The 17,406-nt window shown below is 63.3% G+C and carries 17 protein-coding genes; 2 read left to right on the forward strand and 15 right to left on the reverse strand.

The window, feature by feature from the left end; all coding sequences use genetic code 11:
• Positions 1-20 precede the first annotated feature (20 nt).
• Complete coding sequence (locus tag Q0877_RS06945; protein WP_299166661.1) at positions 21-1,358, reverse strand: MFS transporter; 1,338 nt, start codon at positions 1,356-1,358, stop codon at positions 21-23.
• A 191-nt stretch (positions 1,359-1,549) separates the two neighbouring features.
• On the opposite strand from Q0877_RS06945, the gene Q0877_RS06950 reads away from it, so the two are divergent.
• The gene (locus Q0877_RS06950; RefSeq protein ID WP_299166662.1) at positions 1,550-2,257 is read left to right on the forward strand and encodes an IclR family transcriptional regulator; all 708 of its coding nucleotides are present in this window, start codon (positions 1,550-1,552) and stop codon (positions 2,255-2,257) included.
• On the opposite strand, the gene Q0877_RS06955 is transcribed toward Q0877_RS06950, so the two are convergent.
• The 3 genes from Q0877_RS06955 to Q0877_RS06965 form a co-directional block, all read right to left on the reverse strand.
• Positions 2,254-3,609, reverse strand: coding sequence for an MFS transporter (locus tag Q0877_RS06955; protein WP_299166663.1), 1,356 nt, complete (start codon positions 3,607-3,609; stop codon positions 2,254-2,256). The two genes, Q0877_RS06950 and Q0877_RS06955, sit on opposite strands and share 4 nt — an antisense overlap.
• A 71-nt stretch (positions 3,610-3,680) precedes the next feature.
• Positions 3,681-6,791 carry an SMC family ATPase gene (locus Q0877_RS06960; RefSeq protein WP_299166665.1) on the reverse strand — a complete coding sequence of 1,037 codons (3,111 nt, stop codon included), beginning with the start codon at positions 6,789-6,791 and terminating at the stop codon, positions 3,681-3,683.
• Positions 6,788-7,948 (reverse strand): exonuclease SbcCD subunit D, encoded by a 1,161-nt coding sequence (locus Q0877_RS06965; protein WP_299166666.1) that lies wholly within the window; start codon positions 7,946-7,948, stop codon positions 6,788-6,790. Before Q0877_RS06965 ends, Q0877_RS06960 begins: the two co-directional genes overlap by 4 nt.
• On the opposite strand from Q0877_RS06965, the gene Q0877_RS06970 reads away from it, so the two are divergent.
• Entirely contained in the window at positions 7,947-8,984 is a 1,038-nt protein-coding gene (locus Q0877_RS06970; protein WP_299166667.1) for an ADP-ribosylglycohydrolase family protein, read from the forward strand. The two genes, Q0877_RS06965 and Q0877_RS06970, sit on opposite strands and share 2 nt — an antisense overlap.
• Positions 8,985-8,992: 8 nt before the next feature.
• Here the strand turns inward: Q0877_RS06970 and Q0877_RS06975 are convergent, their stop codons facing one another.
• From Q0877_RS06975 to clpS, 11 genes are all read right to left on the reverse strand, one after another.
• Entirely contained in the window at positions 8,993-9,982 is a 990-nt protein-coding gene (locus Q0877_RS06975; protein WP_299166668.1) for an exonuclease domain-containing protein, read from the reverse strand.
• An 84-nt stretch (positions 9,983-10,066) separates the two neighbouring features.
• A complete protein-coding gene (locus Q0877_RS06980) occupies positions 10,067-10,756 on the reverse strand; it encodes a hypothetical protein (RefSeq protein ID WP_299166669.1) in 690 nt (229 codons plus the stop codon).
• Complete coding sequence (locus tag Q0877_RS06985) at positions 10,753-11,673, reverse strand: ABC transporter ATP-binding protein (protein WP_299166670.1); 921 nt, start codon at positions 11,671-11,673, stop codon at positions 10,753-10,755. The genes Q0877_RS06980 and Q0877_RS06985 overlap by 4 nt, the downstream gene beginning before the upstream one ends.
• Entirely contained in the window at positions 11,670-12,047 is a 378-nt protein-coding gene (locus Q0877_RS06990) for a GntR family transcriptional regulator (RefSeq protein WP_299166787.1), read from the reverse strand. The genes Q0877_RS06985 and Q0877_RS06990 overlap by 4 nt, the downstream gene beginning before the upstream one ends.
• A gap of 281 nt (positions 12,048-12,328) precedes the next feature.
• Positions 12,329-12,973 carry a DedA family protein gene (locus Q0877_RS06995; RefSeq protein ID WP_299166788.1) on the reverse strand — a complete coding sequence of 215 codons (645 nt, stop codon included), beginning with the start codon at positions 12,971-12,973 and terminating at the stop codon, positions 12,329-12,331.
• Between the two features lie 98 nt (positions 12,974-13,071).
• A complete protein-coding gene (gene rdgB, locus Q0877_RS07000; protein ID WP_299166672.1) occupies positions 13,072-13,707 on the reverse strand; it encodes an RdgB/HAM1 family non-canonical purine NTP pyrophosphatase in 636 nt (211 codons plus the stop codon).
• Positions 13,700-14,497, reverse strand: a complete 798-nt coding sequence (rph, locus tag Q0877_RS07005) for a ribonuclease PH (protein WP_299166673.1) — start codon at positions 14,495-14,497, stop codon at positions 13,700-13,702. Before rph ends, rdgB begins: the two co-directional genes overlap by 8 nt.
• A 105-nt stretch (positions 14,498-14,602) precedes the next feature.
• Positions 14,603-15,394, reverse strand: a complete 792-nt coding sequence (locus Q0877_RS07010; RefSeq protein WP_299166676.1) for an MBL fold metallo-hydrolase — start codon at positions 15,392-15,394, stop codon at positions 14,603-14,605.
• Positions 15,391-16,341: a glutamate racemase gene (murI, locus tag Q0877_RS07015; protein WP_299166677.1), complete on the reverse strand. Its 951-nt coding sequence runs from the start codon at positions 16,339-16,341 to the stop codon at positions 15,391-15,393. The genes Q0877_RS07010 and murI overlap by 4 nt, the downstream gene beginning before the upstream one ends.
• A gap of 106 nt (positions 16,342-16,447) precedes the next feature.
• The gene (locus tag Q0877_RS07020; protein ID WP_299166678.1) at positions 16,448-17,014 is read right to left on the reverse strand and encodes a DUF2017 domain-containing protein; all 567 of its coding nucleotides are present in this window, start codon (positions 17,012-17,014) and stop codon (positions 16,448-16,450) included.
• A 9-nt stretch (positions 17,015-17,023) separates the two neighbouring features.
• A complete protein-coding gene (gene clpS / locus Q0877_RS07025) occupies positions 17,024-17,329 on the reverse strand; it encodes an ATP-dependent Clp protease adapter ClpS (protein WP_299166679.1) in 306 nt (101 codons plus the stop codon).
• Positions 17,330-17,406: the final 77 nt, after the last annotated feature.

Here is a 17,406-nt window from a genome sequence, read left to right on the forward strand (position 1 = left end):
TGGCCTCACGGGCACCTGATTTACTTCGCTTGCTTGTGGCTGACAGGTACGTGCAGCGGTACGCCGCGCGTCTCCTTCACCATGGTTACGCCCACGAAGGAGATTACGCACAGCACCATGATGTAGACACCGATCGAGATCGAAGATCCAGTACCCGTGAGCAGCGCTTCCGCAATCAGCGGGGCGAAGGCGCCGCCGAGGATGGCACCGAGCGCATAGCCGATTCCAATGCCAGAGTACCGCACGTTGGCCGGGAACATCTCTGCGTACATCGCCGACATCGGTCCGTAGGACAGTCCAAGGCCGATGGTGAGGATGAACAGCGCTACCCCGTAGGCGAGGATATTCCGTGTGTCGATCATCAGGAACAGCGGAATCATCCAGACGAAGACCAGCGCGTAACCGATCTGGAACGTACGCACCCGGCCGATTCGATCGGAGAGGATACCTCCATACATCGTGAAGATCAGCCATCCGAAGGAGGCAAGCAGGGTGGCGAACAGCACGGGACCTCCGGGCATGCCCAGCGTCCGCTGCGCGTAGGCCGAGAAGAATGCGATCAGCAGGTAGCCGGCAGCGTTGTTGGCGATGAAGATAGCCGCGGTCAGCAGAACCTGCTTGGTGTTGTGACGGAACAGCTCCTTGAGCGGAACCGAAGACTCCTGCTTCCGCTCAGCCATTTCCTTGAACACCGGGCTCTCGGCAACTGCCTTGCGGATGAAGTAGCCGACCACGATCAGCACCACGGACAGCAGGAACGGTACCCGCCAGCCCCAGGCCAGGAAGTCTTCCTGCGACATGGAGGAACGAAGCAGGAACAGCACCAGCGTAGCGATGATCATTCCAACCGGAACACCGATCTGCGGGTAAGCGCCCCAGAAGCCCCGTTTGTTCACCGGTGCGTGCTCTACCGCCATGAGAGCAGCACCGCCCCATTCCCCGCCCGCCGAGAATCCCTGGAGGATGCGCAGAAGCATCAACAGAATAGGCGCCGCGACGCCGATCTGGGCGTAGGTCGGGAGAAGACCAATCAGCGCCGTCGCCGATCCCATCATCACGAGGGTGAAGACAAGCATGGCCTTGCGCCCGATGCGGTCGCCAAGATGACCGGCGACTACCGCTCCGAGCGGACGGAAAAAGAAGCTGATGCCGATGGTGGCCCAGGAAACGAGCTGGGCCAATCCTGGGCTGTCCTCATTCAGCGGCGCGAAATAGAGCTGCGCGAAAACGAGACCGGCGGCCTGCGCGAAGATGAAGAAGTCGTACCATTCGATGGTGGTACCAACCATGGTGCCGGCGACGACCTTGCGGTCCTCCCGAGACATGCGCTGCCGGGGGGCAGCCGTTGAAGACGTCATTGTTACTCCAAGTGGACGGACTGAATTACCGACAGAACGTTCGGTAATTGTGGTTCAGATCATACTATCCATCTGCGTCCGACGGCAGCATTGGGATCTGGAACATCGGACGATTGCGTGCGGACTACCGAAGGGCAAAGCAACTGTTCGATAGTTGAACATATTGTTCTGATATAGAATAGTATCCAACTGTGACCCCCGACACAACGACACAGCATTCCCAGACACTCTCGCGCGGTCTGCGCTCTTTGGAGATTCTTGCCGATGCTCCGCGAGCCTTATCGATCGCGGAATTGTCTGTAGAACTTGGAGTACACCGCTCCATTGCGTACCGGATCGTCCGCACACTGGAGGATCACTCGCTCATCATCAGGGACGAGGCCGGCAAGATCTCCTCAGGTCCCGGTCTCGCCGCCCTCGCCCGTGGAGTCTCACGTGATCTCCAGACGGCCGCACTGCCGGAACTGACCGTCCTTGCGAATGACCTCGGGATGACGGCCTTCGTTGCCGTCTGGGACCGCCATGACTGCGTGACGCTGGTGACGGTCGAGCCTCGCCATTCGAGTGCCGCCGTCGCCCAGCGTCCAGGAACACGGCACGCTTTCAGCGCTGGAGCGCCGGGCATTGCGATCCAGTCGGCCGTCACCGAGGAGGAGTGGGAACGGCTCGCGCCCGGCCAGCCGTACCGCGCGGAGTCCGCCGCCGCACGAGGCCAGGGTTTCGCTACCAGCCACGATGAAGTGATCCCCGGCCTGTCATCCGTCGCCGCTCCCATCCGGGTGGCCGGACGCCTGCCCGCGGCGGTCGCCGTCGTCTACATCCGGTCAGCGCACCCGGAGACCGAGCTAGGCGCCCGCATCACAGCAAGCGCCCGTGCCATCGAGGACCAGCTCAGCTAGGCTGCGGTGTCCTCGACCGACGGCATGTCTGGCCGGCGGCGCAGTACTCCAACCGACACCAGTCCGAGAAGCAGGAGCACGACGGCGGCCGCCACCGGGACGGTGAAGGCACTCAGTGCGCTGCTTTCCGCCAACGCGCCCGCGATCGAAGCACCGAGCGCTGTGCCGGCTACGATGCCGCTGGCCAGCAGGGTCATGACCGTGCCCACGAGGTGTTTCGGTGCCACAAGGGAGCCGACGCTGAAGATTGTGACCATCGTCGGTCCAACGGGAAAGCCGAGGACAAGCAAGGCCGCGAGCATGAACGGAATGTCCGGCGCGAGGAGGGGCAGGAGGGCGGCGGCGCTCATCACCGCGGCGGCTGCGACCCACCTCAGCGGAGGAGGGAACCGTTGCGGCCAGTACGCCACGGAGAGCGCCGTGATCGCGGAACTGATTCCCATCACCGCATAGAGCAAACCAGCAGCCGTCTCTGCGCCAAAGCCCCCTGCGAAGGCGATCAGGGCGGTTTGTGTTGAGCCGAAAAACGTTCCCATCATCACCATGCCGAGGACCGGCAATGCCACAAGCAAGCCCGTGTGCGTTGTTTTCGGCGTGCTCACCTCCACGGAGATACGGGTTCGTGGACGGCGCCGCAGCGGAATCACCGCCCGCTCGGTCGGGTGGACAGCAAAGGCAGAAACGAACGCAAGCGTCAGCACCGCTGCAAGGGCGAGCGGCAGCCACGGGGCAATGAGGCTGGCCAGCAGCCCAACGAGCGCAGGGCCCAGCACGAAAGTCAGCTCGTCAGCCGTGCTCTCGTAGGAGAGAGCGGTATCAAGATCGGTTGAACGCTTGCCCTGGGTCAACGCCATCCAGCGGACCCTTGCCAGTGGGCCGATCTGTGGGCATGTCGCGCCCATGACGAACGCGGCGGCCAAGGTCGGCAGAATGCCCGTACCGGTACCTGACAGGCCGCTGACAGCAAGCAGGGCAACGATGGCGAGGGTATTGAGGGCGGCTGACAGCAGGAGGACCGGGCGCTGGCCGTAGCGGTCTGCGAGAAAACCGAGGACTGGGGCACCAAGCGCGGAGCCGATTCCGACAGCTCCGGCCGCAAAACCGCCGAAAGCATAGGAGTTCGTGGCCGCCGTGACCAGAGTCAGCGCTCCGACGGTGAGCATCGCCAGCGGCAGGCGTGCGATCAGGCCGAGTGGGAGAAAGCCTGCGCCGGCGATCTCCGGCAGCCGGCTGAACCGCCCGCGACCGCTCGATGGCGGCTCGGCATCGCCGTGAACGGAGGAAGAGCCCGATGCTGCTATAGATGCGCGGTCGGGTGGGAAGGTCTCGTTTTCAGAGGTTGGTGTAGCCATGTGTTTTCCGGGTTCGTCGAACTACGCATCGTCCCTCCTCCCGATGCGCCCGACCCGGTAACACCACAATTTTACACTCGCTGCAGTTGATTGACGAAGCGCAGGTTTGACCCAGTCCGATTCTTTGACACGTGCAGCTGCGCGGGGATCCGTTGCTTCAGTTCGGCAACGTGGCTGACCAGTCCGACCACTCGTCCGCCGTCCCGCAGGTTTTCGAGTGCGTCCATCACTTGCTCAAGCGATTGCTCATCAAGACTGCCGAACCCCTCGTCGACGAAAAGGGTTTCAATGTCCAGACCTCCCGATTCCTGCTGAACGACGTCGGCCAGCCCCAGAGCAAGCGCCAAGGACGCCATGAAGGACTCCCCGCCCGACAGCGTTGCGGTGTCGCGCCGCATCCCCGTCCAGCTGTCAATGACGTTCAGACCGAGTCCGGACTTTCGGTTTCCGGACTTGAGGTCGCTGTGGATCAGTGAGTACCGGCCGTCGGACATCTGTTGCAGACGCTCGGTTGCAGCATCTGCAACCTGTTCGAGGCGGGCGGCAAGCACATAGGTGGCGAGACTCATCCTGTAGAGGTTCTCACCGTTGCCCCGCGCAGTGTCTGCGATCGACTTGGCAAGCTGGTGCGCCTGCCGCAGCGGTACCAGACGTTTCTCCAGCACAGCGGCCCGATCGGTGTAGGAATCCAGCTGCACCACTGATTGTTCGAGCAGTCCTACCTCGAGCACTGCTTCATGGAGCCGCTTCGACGCTTCGGTTTCGTCTGTCGACGCCGATGCTATGTCTGCCTCTTCAGGCAGCGGCCCCCCGTCCTTTTCCAGCGCGGCCGCAGAGAGATTCTCCGGGCGCAGCAAGTCCTGTTCGATCCGGTGAGCCGAATTCTCGGCATCTCGGATCGCCCGTTCTGCACTATCCGCCTGCGCGTTGCTCAGGAGCGCATCCCGGACAGCCTCTGCAGACGCGAAATCACTTTCGGCCAGGTGAGTGCGGAGCGTACCTTCTGCTTTCTCCAGATTCATCTCTGCCTGTTCGCAACGGCTCAGGACCGCGCATACCGCACCGAGAAGCCGCTCAGTCACCTCCAGCACGGCTGCCTTTTCCGTCACCGATTCGTAGGCACCGCTTACCGATGCGAGCTTCGCCGCCAGCGCTGTCTGTTGTTCAAGGAGCGTGGCAAGCCGGGATGATTCTTCAGCTTGAATACGTGCAAGGTCTGCCAGTTGTTCCTGCAAACCTTCGAGCTGGACGTCAACCGCGGCTTTTCGCGAGTTGAGGTCGGTCACCAGACGGACCGCCCGCTCTGCTTCGGCGCGTTCCTGCCCAAGCGCAGCTAGCTCGGCGCGAACTTCGTCAGCCGAAGCGTCTCCGCTTCTGGCGCGTAGTCCGGCCGCTTGTAGCGCCGCCGCGTCGCGAGCCGCTGAGGTCTCCTGCAACCGGCGCTCAGCGCGGTTCTGTTGCTCACGGGCAAGCTCTTCCTCCTCGCGACTCACCAGCGACTGCGACTCTGCCGCTGCCGGTGCCGGGTGATCCTCGCTCCCGCAAACGGGGCAAGGCTCACCCGTAGCCAACCGCTCCGCGAGTTCCGCAGCCGTCTGTTCAAGACGCAGTTGAAGTTTCCTCAACCAGTCCTCTTTCGCTGCGAAGAAGAGAACCTTAAGTTCTTGCTGCTGTTCGTCCAGCTGCTGGAGCGAGCGTTCTGCGAGGTCAGCCTGCGCCACCAGCTCCAAACGGGCGGTTGCTTCGGCACACGCGGTTGCCAGCTGTGACACACGTGCAGCCGTTGGCTCTGCTGCGTCCAGCTTTGCCGTCAGCTCCGTGAGCTCCCGGCGTAACTTCTCCCGCGCTCCATTGCACTGTGTTGCCTCTGCTTCCTGATCTTCGAATCTGCGCTCACCGGTCTTGATCCTGGCAGAAAGCTGGTTGAGCTCCTGTTCCAAAGGAAGGGCCGCACGCGCCGCCGCCAGAGTTTCACGGACCTCTTCGTGTGCTCGTTTCGAAGCAGCCGGCGACAGTTCCGCTTCATCCTCAAGAATTTCAGGGACTTCGGCTTGCGCCCCGGCGTCAGTCTGCAACTCATTGAGCGCGGACTGCAGGTGCTTCTGATGGAGGCACACCTGATTCATTGCCTCGTCCCTGGATTGGAGGGGGCCCTGGAGGATCTGGGCGCGTCGGTGCTTCTCCAGCTGGTTTCGCAGGTCTGCAGCCGCGATCAGGGCAGTCCGATTTTCAGCTGCCTCCGCCAACAGCTTGCGGAAGGCGATGCGGTCCCGGCGCTCAACCTCGAGTGCGGCGCGGTGCTGCGCGGCAGCGTCCCGACGCGCGGTGAGCTCCCGGGCGCGATCGCGTCCGTCGGCCACGGCTACCGTCAGCAGGTCCTGCAGAGCGCCAAGATCCCGCTCGGCGTCCGCAGGAGCAACACTCTGCTCGTGACCGGAATCGTCCGGGTCATTCGGGAAAAAAGCCGCAGGCATAGCGGCAGACGTAGCTCTTGGCTCGAGGAACAACCGGTGGCGATGCACCTCTTCCACGGCCCGGCTCAGAAGGTCTTCGAGCTCGCCCTCGGTCTCCTGAAGCTGCACGGAGGCCCGCGCCGCGTGTTCGGCCAGCATCTGTTCCACTGTGGCAAACCGGTCGGTTGCGAACAATCGCTGCAGGAGCTCGCCGCGAGCGGCCGCATCCGACCGGAGGAAAGCCGCAAACTCCCCCTGGGGCAACATAACTACGCGCGTGAACTGTTCACGGCTCATTCCCAGAAGATTCTGGAGCTCCGCTCCCGCTTCATCATTCCGGGTGGACCGGGTCACCCACTCGCCGGCAACTCTTTCACGCAGCAGGGTCCTGGCCTGCTCGGTGGTTGTTCCGCTCCCGCGTTTGGACGGCCGGTTCCAGGAAGGATTTCGGGTCACTTCCAGGCGCCGGGATCCCGCCGAGAACTCACACACCACCTCCGGCGCAAGGGTATCGGGGGCGTGGTCGCTGCGCAGCCGCTTCGCGTTCTGACGTGCTCCCGGAACGGAACCATACAGCGCGAAACAAATGGCATCGAGCACGCTGGACTTACCCGCCCCGGTGGGTCCGTTCAGCAGGAACAGGCCCTGTTCCGTGAGGGCGTCAAAATCGATGTGCTGGCGCGCGGCAAAAGGCCCGAAGGCCTGTATCTCAAGTCTGTGGATTCTCATGCGCCGCTTTCCGCCGCCCGCAGGGCATCGATCGTCTCAGCGAGCAGGGCTGCCTCTTCGGTGCTGGCACCGCGTTGGCGTACGTGCTCAAGGAACCCGCAGCAGATGGCAGCATCATCAACAGCCTGCGCGATTCGTTCACTGTAGGTACGTTCCTCCCCCGCGCTTCGCGACGGTTCAAACGCGAGCACCAGGGTTCCGGGAAACCGGGCCCGCAACCGTTCCATGGCCTGGTGCGGCCGCTCGGCATCGGTGAGCGTCACATGGCACCACGCGCTTTCTGCCGCGGCGTGCTCCGGGGCAGTGATGAGCTCAGCGATAGGACCGCGCAGGATTGCAAGATGGCGTTGCGGAGCCCACTTCACCGGCTGGATTTCACCTACCCCGCCTTTGTCGATATCTACCAGCCAGGCTCCCTTCGACTGCCGCGCCTCGGAGAACGAATATGCCAGCGGAGATCCGGAATAACGTACCCGCTCCTGCAACTGCTGCTGCCCATGGAGGTGGCCCAGCGCAACGTAGTCGAACCCTTCGAAAAGGTTCAGGGGCACTACGCCGAGACCGCCCATGCTCAGCTCCCGCTCGCTGTCCGAGCCGACGCCGCCACTGGCGAAGGTATGCGCCATGACGACCGAATGCACGGTTGACTGCGTGCGGCGCCGCCGCAGGTCTGACCGGATCTGATCCAGCGCAGCAGCAGTCACTGCCGTATGCGTGGAACTCTCGCAATTGAGCGGATCCGCAACCATCCGGGGTTCCAGATATGGCACACCGTAGACGGCAACCTCCACCCCCTCTTCGATTCTGAAAACGGCAGGGCGCCCGATGTCTTCCAACCGTGTACGGAGGTGGACCCCCCCACGCTCAATGAGCCTGCCGCCGAACCCCAACCGAACTGCCGAGTCATGGTTGCCGCTGGTAACCACGACCTGCGCACCAGCCACAGTGATCCGTTCCAGGGCCTCGTCGAAAAGCTCGACGACGTCAACGGCAGGCAGGGCGCGGTCGTAGACATCCCCTGAGATAAGGACCACATCGACGTTTTCCTCGCGGACCGTCTTCTCCAGCTGGTCGACGAAGAGGTGCTGCGCCTCGAGCATTCCCACCCCGTGGAAGGAGCGTCCCAGATGCCAGTCCGACGTGTGCAATAACCTCATGATTCCAAGCTACCGGCCGCCTCCGACAGTTCCGGACGGCAACGCCGAAGCAGCCGGCGAACAGGGTGCCTACACTGGCGTGGTGACATCTCCCGGAAATTCCCCTAGAACGCTCCGTAGCAGGATCGCCGGTTCCCTTCTGGGCTGTGCCCTCGGTGAAGCAGCCGCGGAATCGCCCGGCGGCTCCGCCTTCGCCGACGCTACGCAGCTCACGCTGTACACCGTCGATGGATTTACGGAGGCGCTCGAGTGGGCTAATGACGGCGTCGCCGCTGATGAGACCGCCTGCCTTTGGCTCGCCTACCTGCGCTGGCTCGGCACGCAGGATGAAACGCCGCCGTCGTCCGCTCCTGCGCCTCCCGCCCGTTGGATCGACCGTCAGGAGGTGCTCCGCTGCCGCCGGCACCCGGATGCTGCCAGTCTCCGTGCTCTCAGGAGCGGTGAGATGGGCAGCCGTCAGCGCCCGCTCGAACCGGACGACGACGGCCCCGGCGCGCTGCAGCGCTCTGCCCCTTTCGGATTGGTGGCCAACGTTCCGGCCGCGATGGTGGAGAAGCTCGCCATTGACGCCGCAGCGATCACGCACGGCAATCCGGCAGCCCAGTTACCCGCAGCCGTCGCCGCCGGACTCATCCATTCGATCGCCGTCGGCAGTCAAGCACTGCCGGACGCCGTAACTTCCGCTGCCCGGCATGCAGAAACTCTGAAACAGGCGGATCTCGCCGAACGGCTCCGATCGTTGCATGCTGACTCGGCACCTGTAGCAGCAGGGGACGCAGCGAGCGTCCTGCTTGAAGCGGTCCGGTTGGTCCTCGCCGCAGCCAACGACGACGGCGCCGCCTCCATCGACGCATTGCTCACCGCTGCAGCGAAGCACACGGGACCGGCCGCGCACGCTGCCGGAGCTGTTGCAGGCGCGATCGCTGGAGCGCTCTACGGGCACGAGTCCCTGCCTGTCGCTGCACTGGAAAGACTCGAGGGCGTAGCCGTCATCGAAGAAATGGCCGAACGGTTCGCTTCGGCGATGGGCGCCTGAGGCCCTCGTTACTGGCTGGCCACCGGCCAGCGGCCGCCGGTCATCTGCAGGAACTCGGTTTCGGAGAGTACCTCGATGTTCTGGCCCCTCCCATGCAGCTCCATTACCCGCCGAGCCTTGCCCGTCACACGGCCGTTGCGAAGGTCTGAGGCAACGAAGCCGCTGCCCACCACCAGCACCGTTGTCTTTCGCGTCACGGTGCTCGCAGGCCTCGCGCCCAGAACAGCTGCCCGCTGCTTGGCCTGGGGGCGCGGAATCCCCAGATCGCCGGTGAAGACCACGGTTTGACCGTACAGCGGGTGCGTCGGATCGGCAGTCGGATTTGGCTCCGGATTCAACCCTTCGTCCGGCCAGCCTGCCCAGGCCTGCACCGAGCCCCGCTCCAGGACCGTCCGTGTTGCCTTCGAAAGCTCGGAGACGCCCGGCTCGTAGGCCTCCAGCCGGGAAAGCTGCAACCGGTGGCCCGACACGAGGTCTCCAATGGTCGCCGCTTGTGCCCGTCGTGCAATGTCTATCATGATGCCCGCACAGGCACGGGCGTCCTCGACGGCATCATGATGGTTCACCAGTGGCACTCCGGCGGCCTCGGCTACATAGGGCAGCGAATACGAGACAAGGAAGTAGCTGCGGCGTGAAAGCAATACGGTGCACGCGTAGTCGTAGGCGGGACCAGCGAGGTTGGACACCTCAAGCGCCGAACGGATAACCCCCATGTCGAAGGCTGCGTTGTGGGCCACCACGACATCGTTCCCGATGAAAGCACCGATCTCCGGAAAAAGCTCACCGAAAGTCGGCTCATGCGCCACCATATCGGCGGTGATCCGGTGGATCGCGACGTTGCGGGAATCGAAGTGGTCGTGGCCTGCCGGCGGGCGCATCAGCCACTGCGCCTCCTCAACGATGCGGCCATTGCGGACCTTCGTGAGTCCGACGGCGCAGGGCGATCCGCGAAACCCATTGGCAGTCTCGAAGTCGATTGCCGTGAACTCAATTCCCACCCGTTCACGGTATCCGGTGGAGAAGCGTAGGCAGTGGAACCGGCTCCGCGTGGCGGGGCCGGTTCCACTTCAGTGCGGAACCGGCTAAGGCTCGGCCCGGCGCAGGGTGAGGAATGAACCACCGGCAAGGACAAGGGCCAGAATGGCGAGCCAGCCGGCAACCGTTAGCTGCGTCTGCGAGCCCAGGAAGGCTCCGACCTCGGGCCAGGCGTTGCGTGAGCCGATGAGGTACAGGGTTCCCACCAGCGCGAGAGCCACACTGATTCCGGCGATCAGCAGTCCCGTTGCCTGCCAGCGCTTGTAGATTGTGGCTGACCAGAACCCGATCAGGAAGAGAGCCATCATCACGGCGAAGTAAAAGGCTACCGGTTGATACCAGGGGCCGTCCGCGATCCAGTCGAGGGCGAAAAAGCTGCCGCCCACTCCCCAGCCCCCGGTTCCCTGCTCAACCAGTCCCAGCAACCAGTAGGTTACGGCGGTGACGAGCGCTATGAGCGAGAAGAGGGACAGTGTGCCGAGGAAAAAGGTGCGCCGAGTGATGCTCAGTCCCTGGGAGAACGGGAAGGTGAGCGTCAGGGACTGGATGCCCAGGGCGAAGAAGTACCACATGACCGCCTGGGACCCACCTGAGATGCGCACGCCGCCGTCGTTCGGAATGAACGACCAGATGATCAGGGTCAGCAGGAACGACGCGGCGAGGATGATCAGCGGTATCCCGATGAAGATCCAGCGGTTGGTCAGTTGCATCCGCATGACATTGACGACGCGGTTCATCGTGCTGCCTCCGAGAGGGTTCTGTCCGCAGCCTCGGGAGTTGCCGGTGATCCGGACATGGTTTTACGGACTATGAGTTGCTGTAGGGAAACGGGCGCGAGCTCGAGCCCGAGTTCAGCAGCTTCCCGGGTTTCGGACTCGTTCAGCGTGCCGAGTGCCGTTACCGACGCCAGTGAAGCGAAATTGTCTGTGTGGACCACCTCACGGCTGCCGAGGAAGGTGCGAACCTTCTCGGCCGATCCCACTACCGTGAACGCTGACCCGCGGATGGTTTCGGCGTCATCATCCATGATGATCCGCCCCTGGTCGATCACGATCACGTGCTCCAGCAGGTTCGCCACTTCGTCGATCAGGTGGGATGACAGGACCACAGTGCGCGGGTGCCGCGAGTAGTCCTCGACCAGGCGGTCGTAGAAGAGCTGGCGTGCAACGGCGTCGAGTCCCAGGTAGGGCTCGTCAAAGAACGTAAGCTCCGCGCGGGAGGCCAGCCCAATGATCACTCCTACTGCTGAAAGCTGGCCCCGCGACAGCTTCTTTATGTTGCGGCGCAGCGGAAGCTGGAAGTCTGTTACCAACCGATCAGCAAGTTCCTGGCTCCAGTTTGCGAAGAAGAGCGAGGCGGACTTAAAGGCATGCTCCGCCGTGAAGGAGTCCGGGTACTTCTGAGATTCGCGGATGAAGCAGATGCGGTTGAGGACGCGCTCGTTCTCGTAGGGATGCTCACCGAAAACCCGTACTTCCCCGGATGATGCGAAACCCTGGGCGGTAAGGATCGACATGAGGGTAGTCTTACCCGCACCATTACGGCCGAGGAGCCCGTAGATGCGGCCAGGCTCCAACGCGAGGTTGATCCCGCGCAGGGCCTCCGATTTCCGGTACTTCTTCGTGAGGTCGGTGACCTCAATGATGGTTTTCACTGTGCTCCCGCCTGGAGGGCGTGTTCGCCCTGCCTGATCATGTCTGCAAGTTCGTCCGGTTCGATGCCGAGCTTGCGGGCTTCCCGGGCAAGCGGCTGGACGTACTGGTCAAAGAACTGCTCCCGCCGGCGCTGGATCAGCACCGTCCGGGCTCCGGTTGAAACGAACATGCCGATTCCTCGTTGCTTGTAGAGAATCCCGTCGTCGACCAGGCGGTTGACGCCCTTTGCTGCCGTGGCCGGGTTGATGCGGTAGAAAGCCGCAAACTCATTGGTTGACGGAACCTGGGATTCCTCGGCCAGGGTGCCGTCGATGATGTCGCTCTCGATGCGTTCGGCGATCTGTTGGAAGATCGGCCGACCGTCCTCGATCAGCATGGCGAGCCCGCACGAGGTGCACCGGCACCGTCGTCGAGCTTCGCTGGTTCATTACTCATGTAACTAACCATATAACCAACGAGGTCAAAATCAAGGAGGAAATAGGAATCTGCTGGAATTGGGCGGTGCTATACCGGCCAAGCGGCAATGAATCGGAGTTTCAGGCGGTCAAAAGCGGCAGAACCGGCTCTAACCCCTCAATTCGGAGCGTCCACCCAGGTCGGTTGAACCCGTCCGCCTGCAGCCGGAGGTGCACTTGCCTGGTCACTTCAGCCGGGTCATGATGCCTCGCGCTTGCGCCGGACCTTCCGGACTTTGCTCACGATGAAGAACGCAAGCACCAGCACGACGGCGGCAATCACCAACTTCTGGAAGATGTCCGCATACTGCTCCACCAGATGCCAGTTCTCACCCAGGTAGTACCCGGCCAGCACGAAGATGGAGTTCCAGATCAGGCTGCCGGCGAGGGTAAGGCCAAGGAATTTCCATACCGGCATGCGTTCGATGCCGGCAGGAATGGAAACCAGACTCCGAAAGATCGGCACCATCCTGCCGAAAAACACCGCCTTGTAACCGTGACGGTTGAACCACGCCTCAACACTGTCCACGTCTTCGAGGTCCACCAGGGGTACCTTGGACACGAGGCGACGCATCCGGTTCCGGCCGAGCAGGACGCCGAGCAGGTAGAGCAAATAGGCGCCGATAACCGACCCGGCGGTGGTCCAGAACAGGGCTTCGAAAAGGGTGAAATCTCCCCTGCTGGCTGTGAAACCCGCGAGCGGCAGGATGACTTCGCTCGGAAGCGGCGGAAAGAGATTCTCAAGGGCAATGGCCAGACCCGCACCGGGCGCCCCAATCGTCTCCATCATGGTTACCGCCCAGTCAGCGACACCTCCGAGTGCGGATTCATTCCCGGTCTGCATGGGCAGGTAACTCACGAAAGTTCTCATAACCCGGTTAAGTCTGCCCTATCAACTCGTACACACCGAAAGCGGGCCGCGCTCGTGCTTGCGAGGTGCGGTCAGTTCAGGATCTCGACGATCGACGGCAACAGCGCGCTGAACGCCTTTGCGCGGTGGCTGATGGCGTTCTTCTCCTCGGGAGCAAGTTCGGCGCAGCTGCGCTCCATTCCGTCGGGCTGAAGTACCGGATCATAACCAAACCCACCCTCGCCCCGCGGCTTTTCAAGAAGTACTCCCTGCAATTCACCGCGCTTGACGACGTCGGTGCCTCCCGGAAGGGCGAGCGCCGCTGCACAGACAAACTGAGCCGCCCGTTTCTGGATCGGAATGTCGGCGAGCTGGCTGAGCAGCAGCTGCAGGTTCGCGGAGTCGTCCCCGTGCCGGCCTGCCCAACGCGCCGAAAAAATCCCGGGGGCGCCACCGAGCACATCGACGGCAAGCCCGGAGTCGTCGGCCACTGCGGGAAGACCGGTGGCCTCGGCGACTGCCCGTGCTTTGAGGAGTGCGTTCTCCTCGAAGGTTGTTCCGCTTTCCACGACGTCGGGCACACCTGCGGCACCGGCGTCGATCACCTGGGTGTCAACGTCAAGCCCCGGCACAGCGTCCCTCAGCAGCGCGCGCAATTCGCGTAGCTTGCCCGCATTGTGTGTTGCGAGGACCAGCCGTGCAGGCGAAGGCGTATCACGTTCAGGCACGGGCAGACTCCCCCAGTGTCTCGCGCTGTATCTGTGCAAGCTGGGCTGTGCCGAGCAATGCGAGGTCAAGCAGTGCGTCCAGTTCGGCACGGTCGAAGGGAGCACCCTCGGCCGTCCCCTGGACCTCGACGAAGGTACCGCTTCCGGTAACGACGACGTTCATGTCGGTCTCAGCCCGGACGTCTTCGACATAGGGCAGGTCAAGCATCGGCACGCCATCAATGATGCCCACGCTGACCGCCGCCACTGTGTCGGTCAACGGGCGGGAGGACTGCGGAATCATCTTGTGTTCCTTGGCGTACCGGATCGCTTCGGCGAGCGCCACATAGGCGCCGGTGATTGCAGCGGTGCGGGTTCCGCCGTCAGCCTGCAGCACGTCGCAGTCCAGCACGATTGTGTTCTCGCCGAGGGCGCGTGTGTCGATGATTGAACGCAGTGACCGTCCGATCAGGCGTGAAATCTCGTGGGTGCGCCCGCCGATCCGACCCTTGACCGATTCCCGGTCTGACCGGGTGTTTGTGGCCCTCGGAAGCATGGCATACTCGGCCGTCACCCAGCCCTTGCCCTCCCCCTTGAGCCACCTCGGTACTCCGGCGGTCAGCGAAGCAGTACACAGTACCCTCGTGTTCCCGAACTCGATCAGCGCGGAACCTTCGGCCTGGTTCGACCAACCGCGCGTGATGCTGATCGGCCTCAGCTGGTCGGGTGTCCGTCCGTCCGCACGGACAACGCTGCTTTCGGAAGTTGACGCAGATGCAGCGGCAGACTCGGAAGAAGAGGGGAAAGTCATTGCTCCAGTCTGCCAGAGCCGGTTCACTGCAGGCGATTTCCAGAAGGGTACCGAATGTCCGGAATCGCACAGGGGCCGTCGGCGTGCCGACAGGCTTCGCCTCGGTCAGACCAGGTAGGAAACCCCGGCAACGGCAACTGCGACGTCGCCCGAGTAGCTGCTGCGCGCCTCTTCCATGGTGAGCACTGCATCGTTCCAGACGGGCAGGTGTGTGAGCAGCAGCCTTCGTGAAGCTGCAGCTGTCGCGACGGCGCCTGCCCGCCTTCCGGTCAGGTGGACGCCGCGGATGGCGTCATCCCTGCCCTCGTGAAAGGCGGCTTCGCAGAGGAAAATCCCGGACCCGGCCGCCGCCTCGATGAGTCCGTCGCACGCGTCCGTATCACCCGAGTATGTCAGAACCCGTTTGCCGCCCGGGGCCTCGGGATCTGCTACCTCAACGCGAAGCGCGTACGCCTCCTCCACGGGGTGGAGGACTGGATAGGGGGTAATGGTGAACGGGCCAATCTGGACCGGTTTGCGCGGGGACCAGGCATGGAAGTCAAAGTCCTCATGCATGCCCGGGTCCAGTTCCAGACCATACGCGGTGGCCATCCGGTCCGCGGTGCCAACCGGACCCCAGACGGGGATCCGTGGCTGGTTCCAGCCGGCAGGGTCCCAGTGCACCGCCACATGAAGGCCGCATAGGTCCATGCAGTGGTCCGGGTGGAGGTGCGTCAGGAGGACTGCGTCGATATCCCGCAGGTCCATATAACGCTGCAGCGCACCCAGCGAACCATTACCGAGGTCAAGCAGGATCCGCCACGTCTTGCCGTCCTCGTGCACCGTCAGGAGGTAGCAGGAGGCAGGCGAGTGAGGTCCGGGGAACGATCCGCTGCACCCGACGATAGTCAGCTTCACAGGCGCCGCTCTGCGCCCGCGTCCGCCCGGACGCTCGCGATCATGTCCGGCGTGATTCTCGCCATGCTGCCGGTCGGATACTGGGCCGACACATGGTCCACGTGCTCCACGCTCAATACTTCCGGCCCAAGGAAACGCCGCGCCAGCTCCTCGAAGCGGGCGGCATCTCCCGTCGCGACGAAATGATGCCGGGGCTGCCCGGAACCGGTGCGCAGGAGGTCGTGGGATACGAGGGCGCGGTAAACGTCCTTGGCGGTCTCCTCCGCGCTGGAAACGAGAGTCACAGAATCGCCCATTACATAGGAAATCACGCCGGTCAGGAGCGGATAGTGAGTGCAGCCGAGAACCAGGGTGTCGACGTCGGCCTCCTGCAGCGGACGCAGGTAGCGGGCAGCGGTATCCAGGACATCCGAACCTGCGGTGACACCCGCTTCCACATAATCGACGAACGCAGGGCATGCTGCGGAGAAAATTTCAAGATGCGGCGCCGCGGCGAAGGTGTCTTCATAGGCTCGAGAGCCGACGGTTGCGCTGGTGCCGATGACACCTATCCGCCCGGTCCTGGTGGAAGCGACCGCACGGCGGACCGCAGGCTGAATCACCTCGATGACCGGGATCCCGTACCGGGCGGTATAACGTTCGCGGGCATCCCGCAGAACGGCGGCAGAAGCGGAATTGCAGGCGATGACAAGCAGCTTCACGCCGGAGTCCACCAGTTCGTCCATGACGCCCAGTGCGTAGGCCCTCACCTGCGCAATGGGGAGCGGACCGTACGGAGCGTGCGCGGTATCTCCGACGTAGAGCACCGATTCATGGGGCAGCTGGTCGATAACGGCCCTGGCGACGGTGAGGCCGCCGACGCCCGAGTCGAAGATGCCGATCGGTGCTTCGGTGGACCTCAGAGCGGCCATCTCGGCGGCCCCGGAGTCGGCAGGGTCTGAACTCATGATCCTTTGAGGATAGGACGCACCGGTTCGGTTGGCTAAGCGGGGAGGCGTGTCCTTAATCACAGGACCGTTTCGGAGCCGGCACCGGCCCTGCCCGCCGCATTACTCACTTCCGAGGCTCAGAGGACGTGAGGAGTGCCTGCATCAGCCCTTCCTGCACCCAGGTGACGAAGTTGTAGACGAGCGCCAGATAGGACTCGAGGTCCTCAGCGTCCTCAAGGTCCGCTATCTCGTGCAGCCGGGCAGCATCCTCGTCCGTTTTGATCTCCAGGCGGTCAGCCAGGACCAGCCGGACATCGTTGAGGGCACGAGCCAGCACCTGCGCCTGATCTGGGTTCAGCACCACCTGCGTGTTCTCGAGCAGCAGCGCCGCTCCCCGCAGGGCGCTGACCTTCTCCTCCCGCAGTGAGCGTTCGGTGAGGCGGCGGAATTCCAGCGCGCCGTCGTCGTCATTTCTCACTGCGTCCGGTAGCAGGCGGATCACCGCGCTGTCCTCGGGCTTCACTGCCTCGAGATCGAGACCGACCATCGCCGCCAACGGATCCTCGTCTTCCCGCTTCTCGGTCTCGAGCAGCTGAACGACGTCCGCGAACAACCGCCGCAGCAGCCGTACCTCGCCCGGCTCGAACTCGCCGGCGATACCACGCCGCGTCTTACGAAATGCCCTGGCCACTGCCGCTCCCTACGCGTCCGCTGTCTGGAAAGTAGCCCACAGGCCGTATGAATGCATGGCCACCGTGTCACGCTCTGCCTGTTCCCGCGAACCGGTCGAGACAACCGACCTGCCCTGCTCGTGCACTTCGAGCATGAGGATGCGCGCCTTCGCCTCGCTGTAACCAAAGTAGGTCTGAAAAACGTACGTCACGTAACTCATCAGGTTGACCGGGTCATTCCACACGATGACAACCCACGGAACATCGAGGCTGGTCGCCAGGCCTTCTTCCGTTTCCTCAACCTGACGGGTTTCAGGAACTACGCCAACACTCATGGTCCCCATTGTAGGTTGGCGCGCGGTCCTGACTGCGCCGGGATGTCGGGTGCCCAGATGCAGATCGGGGCTAGAGT

This window comes from uncultured Arthrobacter sp. (assembly GCF_947495145.1).
Taxonomy (GTDB): domain Bacteria; phylum Actinomycetota; class Actinomycetes; order Actinomycetales; family Micrococcaceae; genus Arthrobacter_D.

Bases quoted from the DNA above. Each gene is read 5' to 3' on its own strand.
- Q0877_RS06945 (WP_299166661.1), bottom strand. From the start codon at position 1,358: ATGACGTCTTCAACGGCTGCCCCCCGGCAGCGCATGTCTCGGGAGGAC.
- Q0877_RS06980 (WP_299166669.1), bottom strand. From the start codon at position 10,756: ATGAACCGCGTCGTCAATGTCATGCGGATGCAACTGACCAACCGCTGG.
- Q0877_RS06960 (WP_299166665.1), bottom strand. From the start codon at position 6,791: ATGAGAATCCACAGACTTGAGATACAGGCCTTCGGGCCTTTTGCCGCG.
- rph (WP_299166673.1), bottom strand. From the start codon at position 14,497: ATGACTTTCCCCTCTTCTTCCGAGTCTGCCGCTGCATCTGCGTCAACT.
- clpS (WP_299166679.1), bottom strand. From the start codon at position 17,329: ATGAGTGTTGGCGTAGTTCCTGAAACCCGTCAGGTTGAGGAAACGGAA.
- Q0877_RS06965 (WP_299166666.1), bottom strand. From the start codon at position 7,948: ATGAGGTTATTGCACACGTCGGACTGGCATCTGGGACGCTCCTTCCAC.
- Q0877_RS06970 (WP_299166667.1), top strand. From the start codon at position 7,947: ATGATTCCAAGCTACCGGCCGCCTCCGACAGTTCCGGACGGCAACGCC.
- Q0877_RS06955 (WP_299166663.1), bottom strand. From the start codon at position 3,609: ATGGCTACACCAACCTCTGAAAACGAGACCTTCCCACCCGACCGCGCA.
- Q0877_RS06995 (WP_299166788.1), bottom strand. From the start codon at position 12,973: ATGCAGACCGGGAATGAATCCGCACTCGGAGGTGTCGCTGACTGGGCG.
- murI (WP_299166677.1), bottom strand. From the start codon at position 16,341: ATGAGTTCAGACCCTGCCGACTCCGGGGCCGCCGAGATGGCCGCTCTG.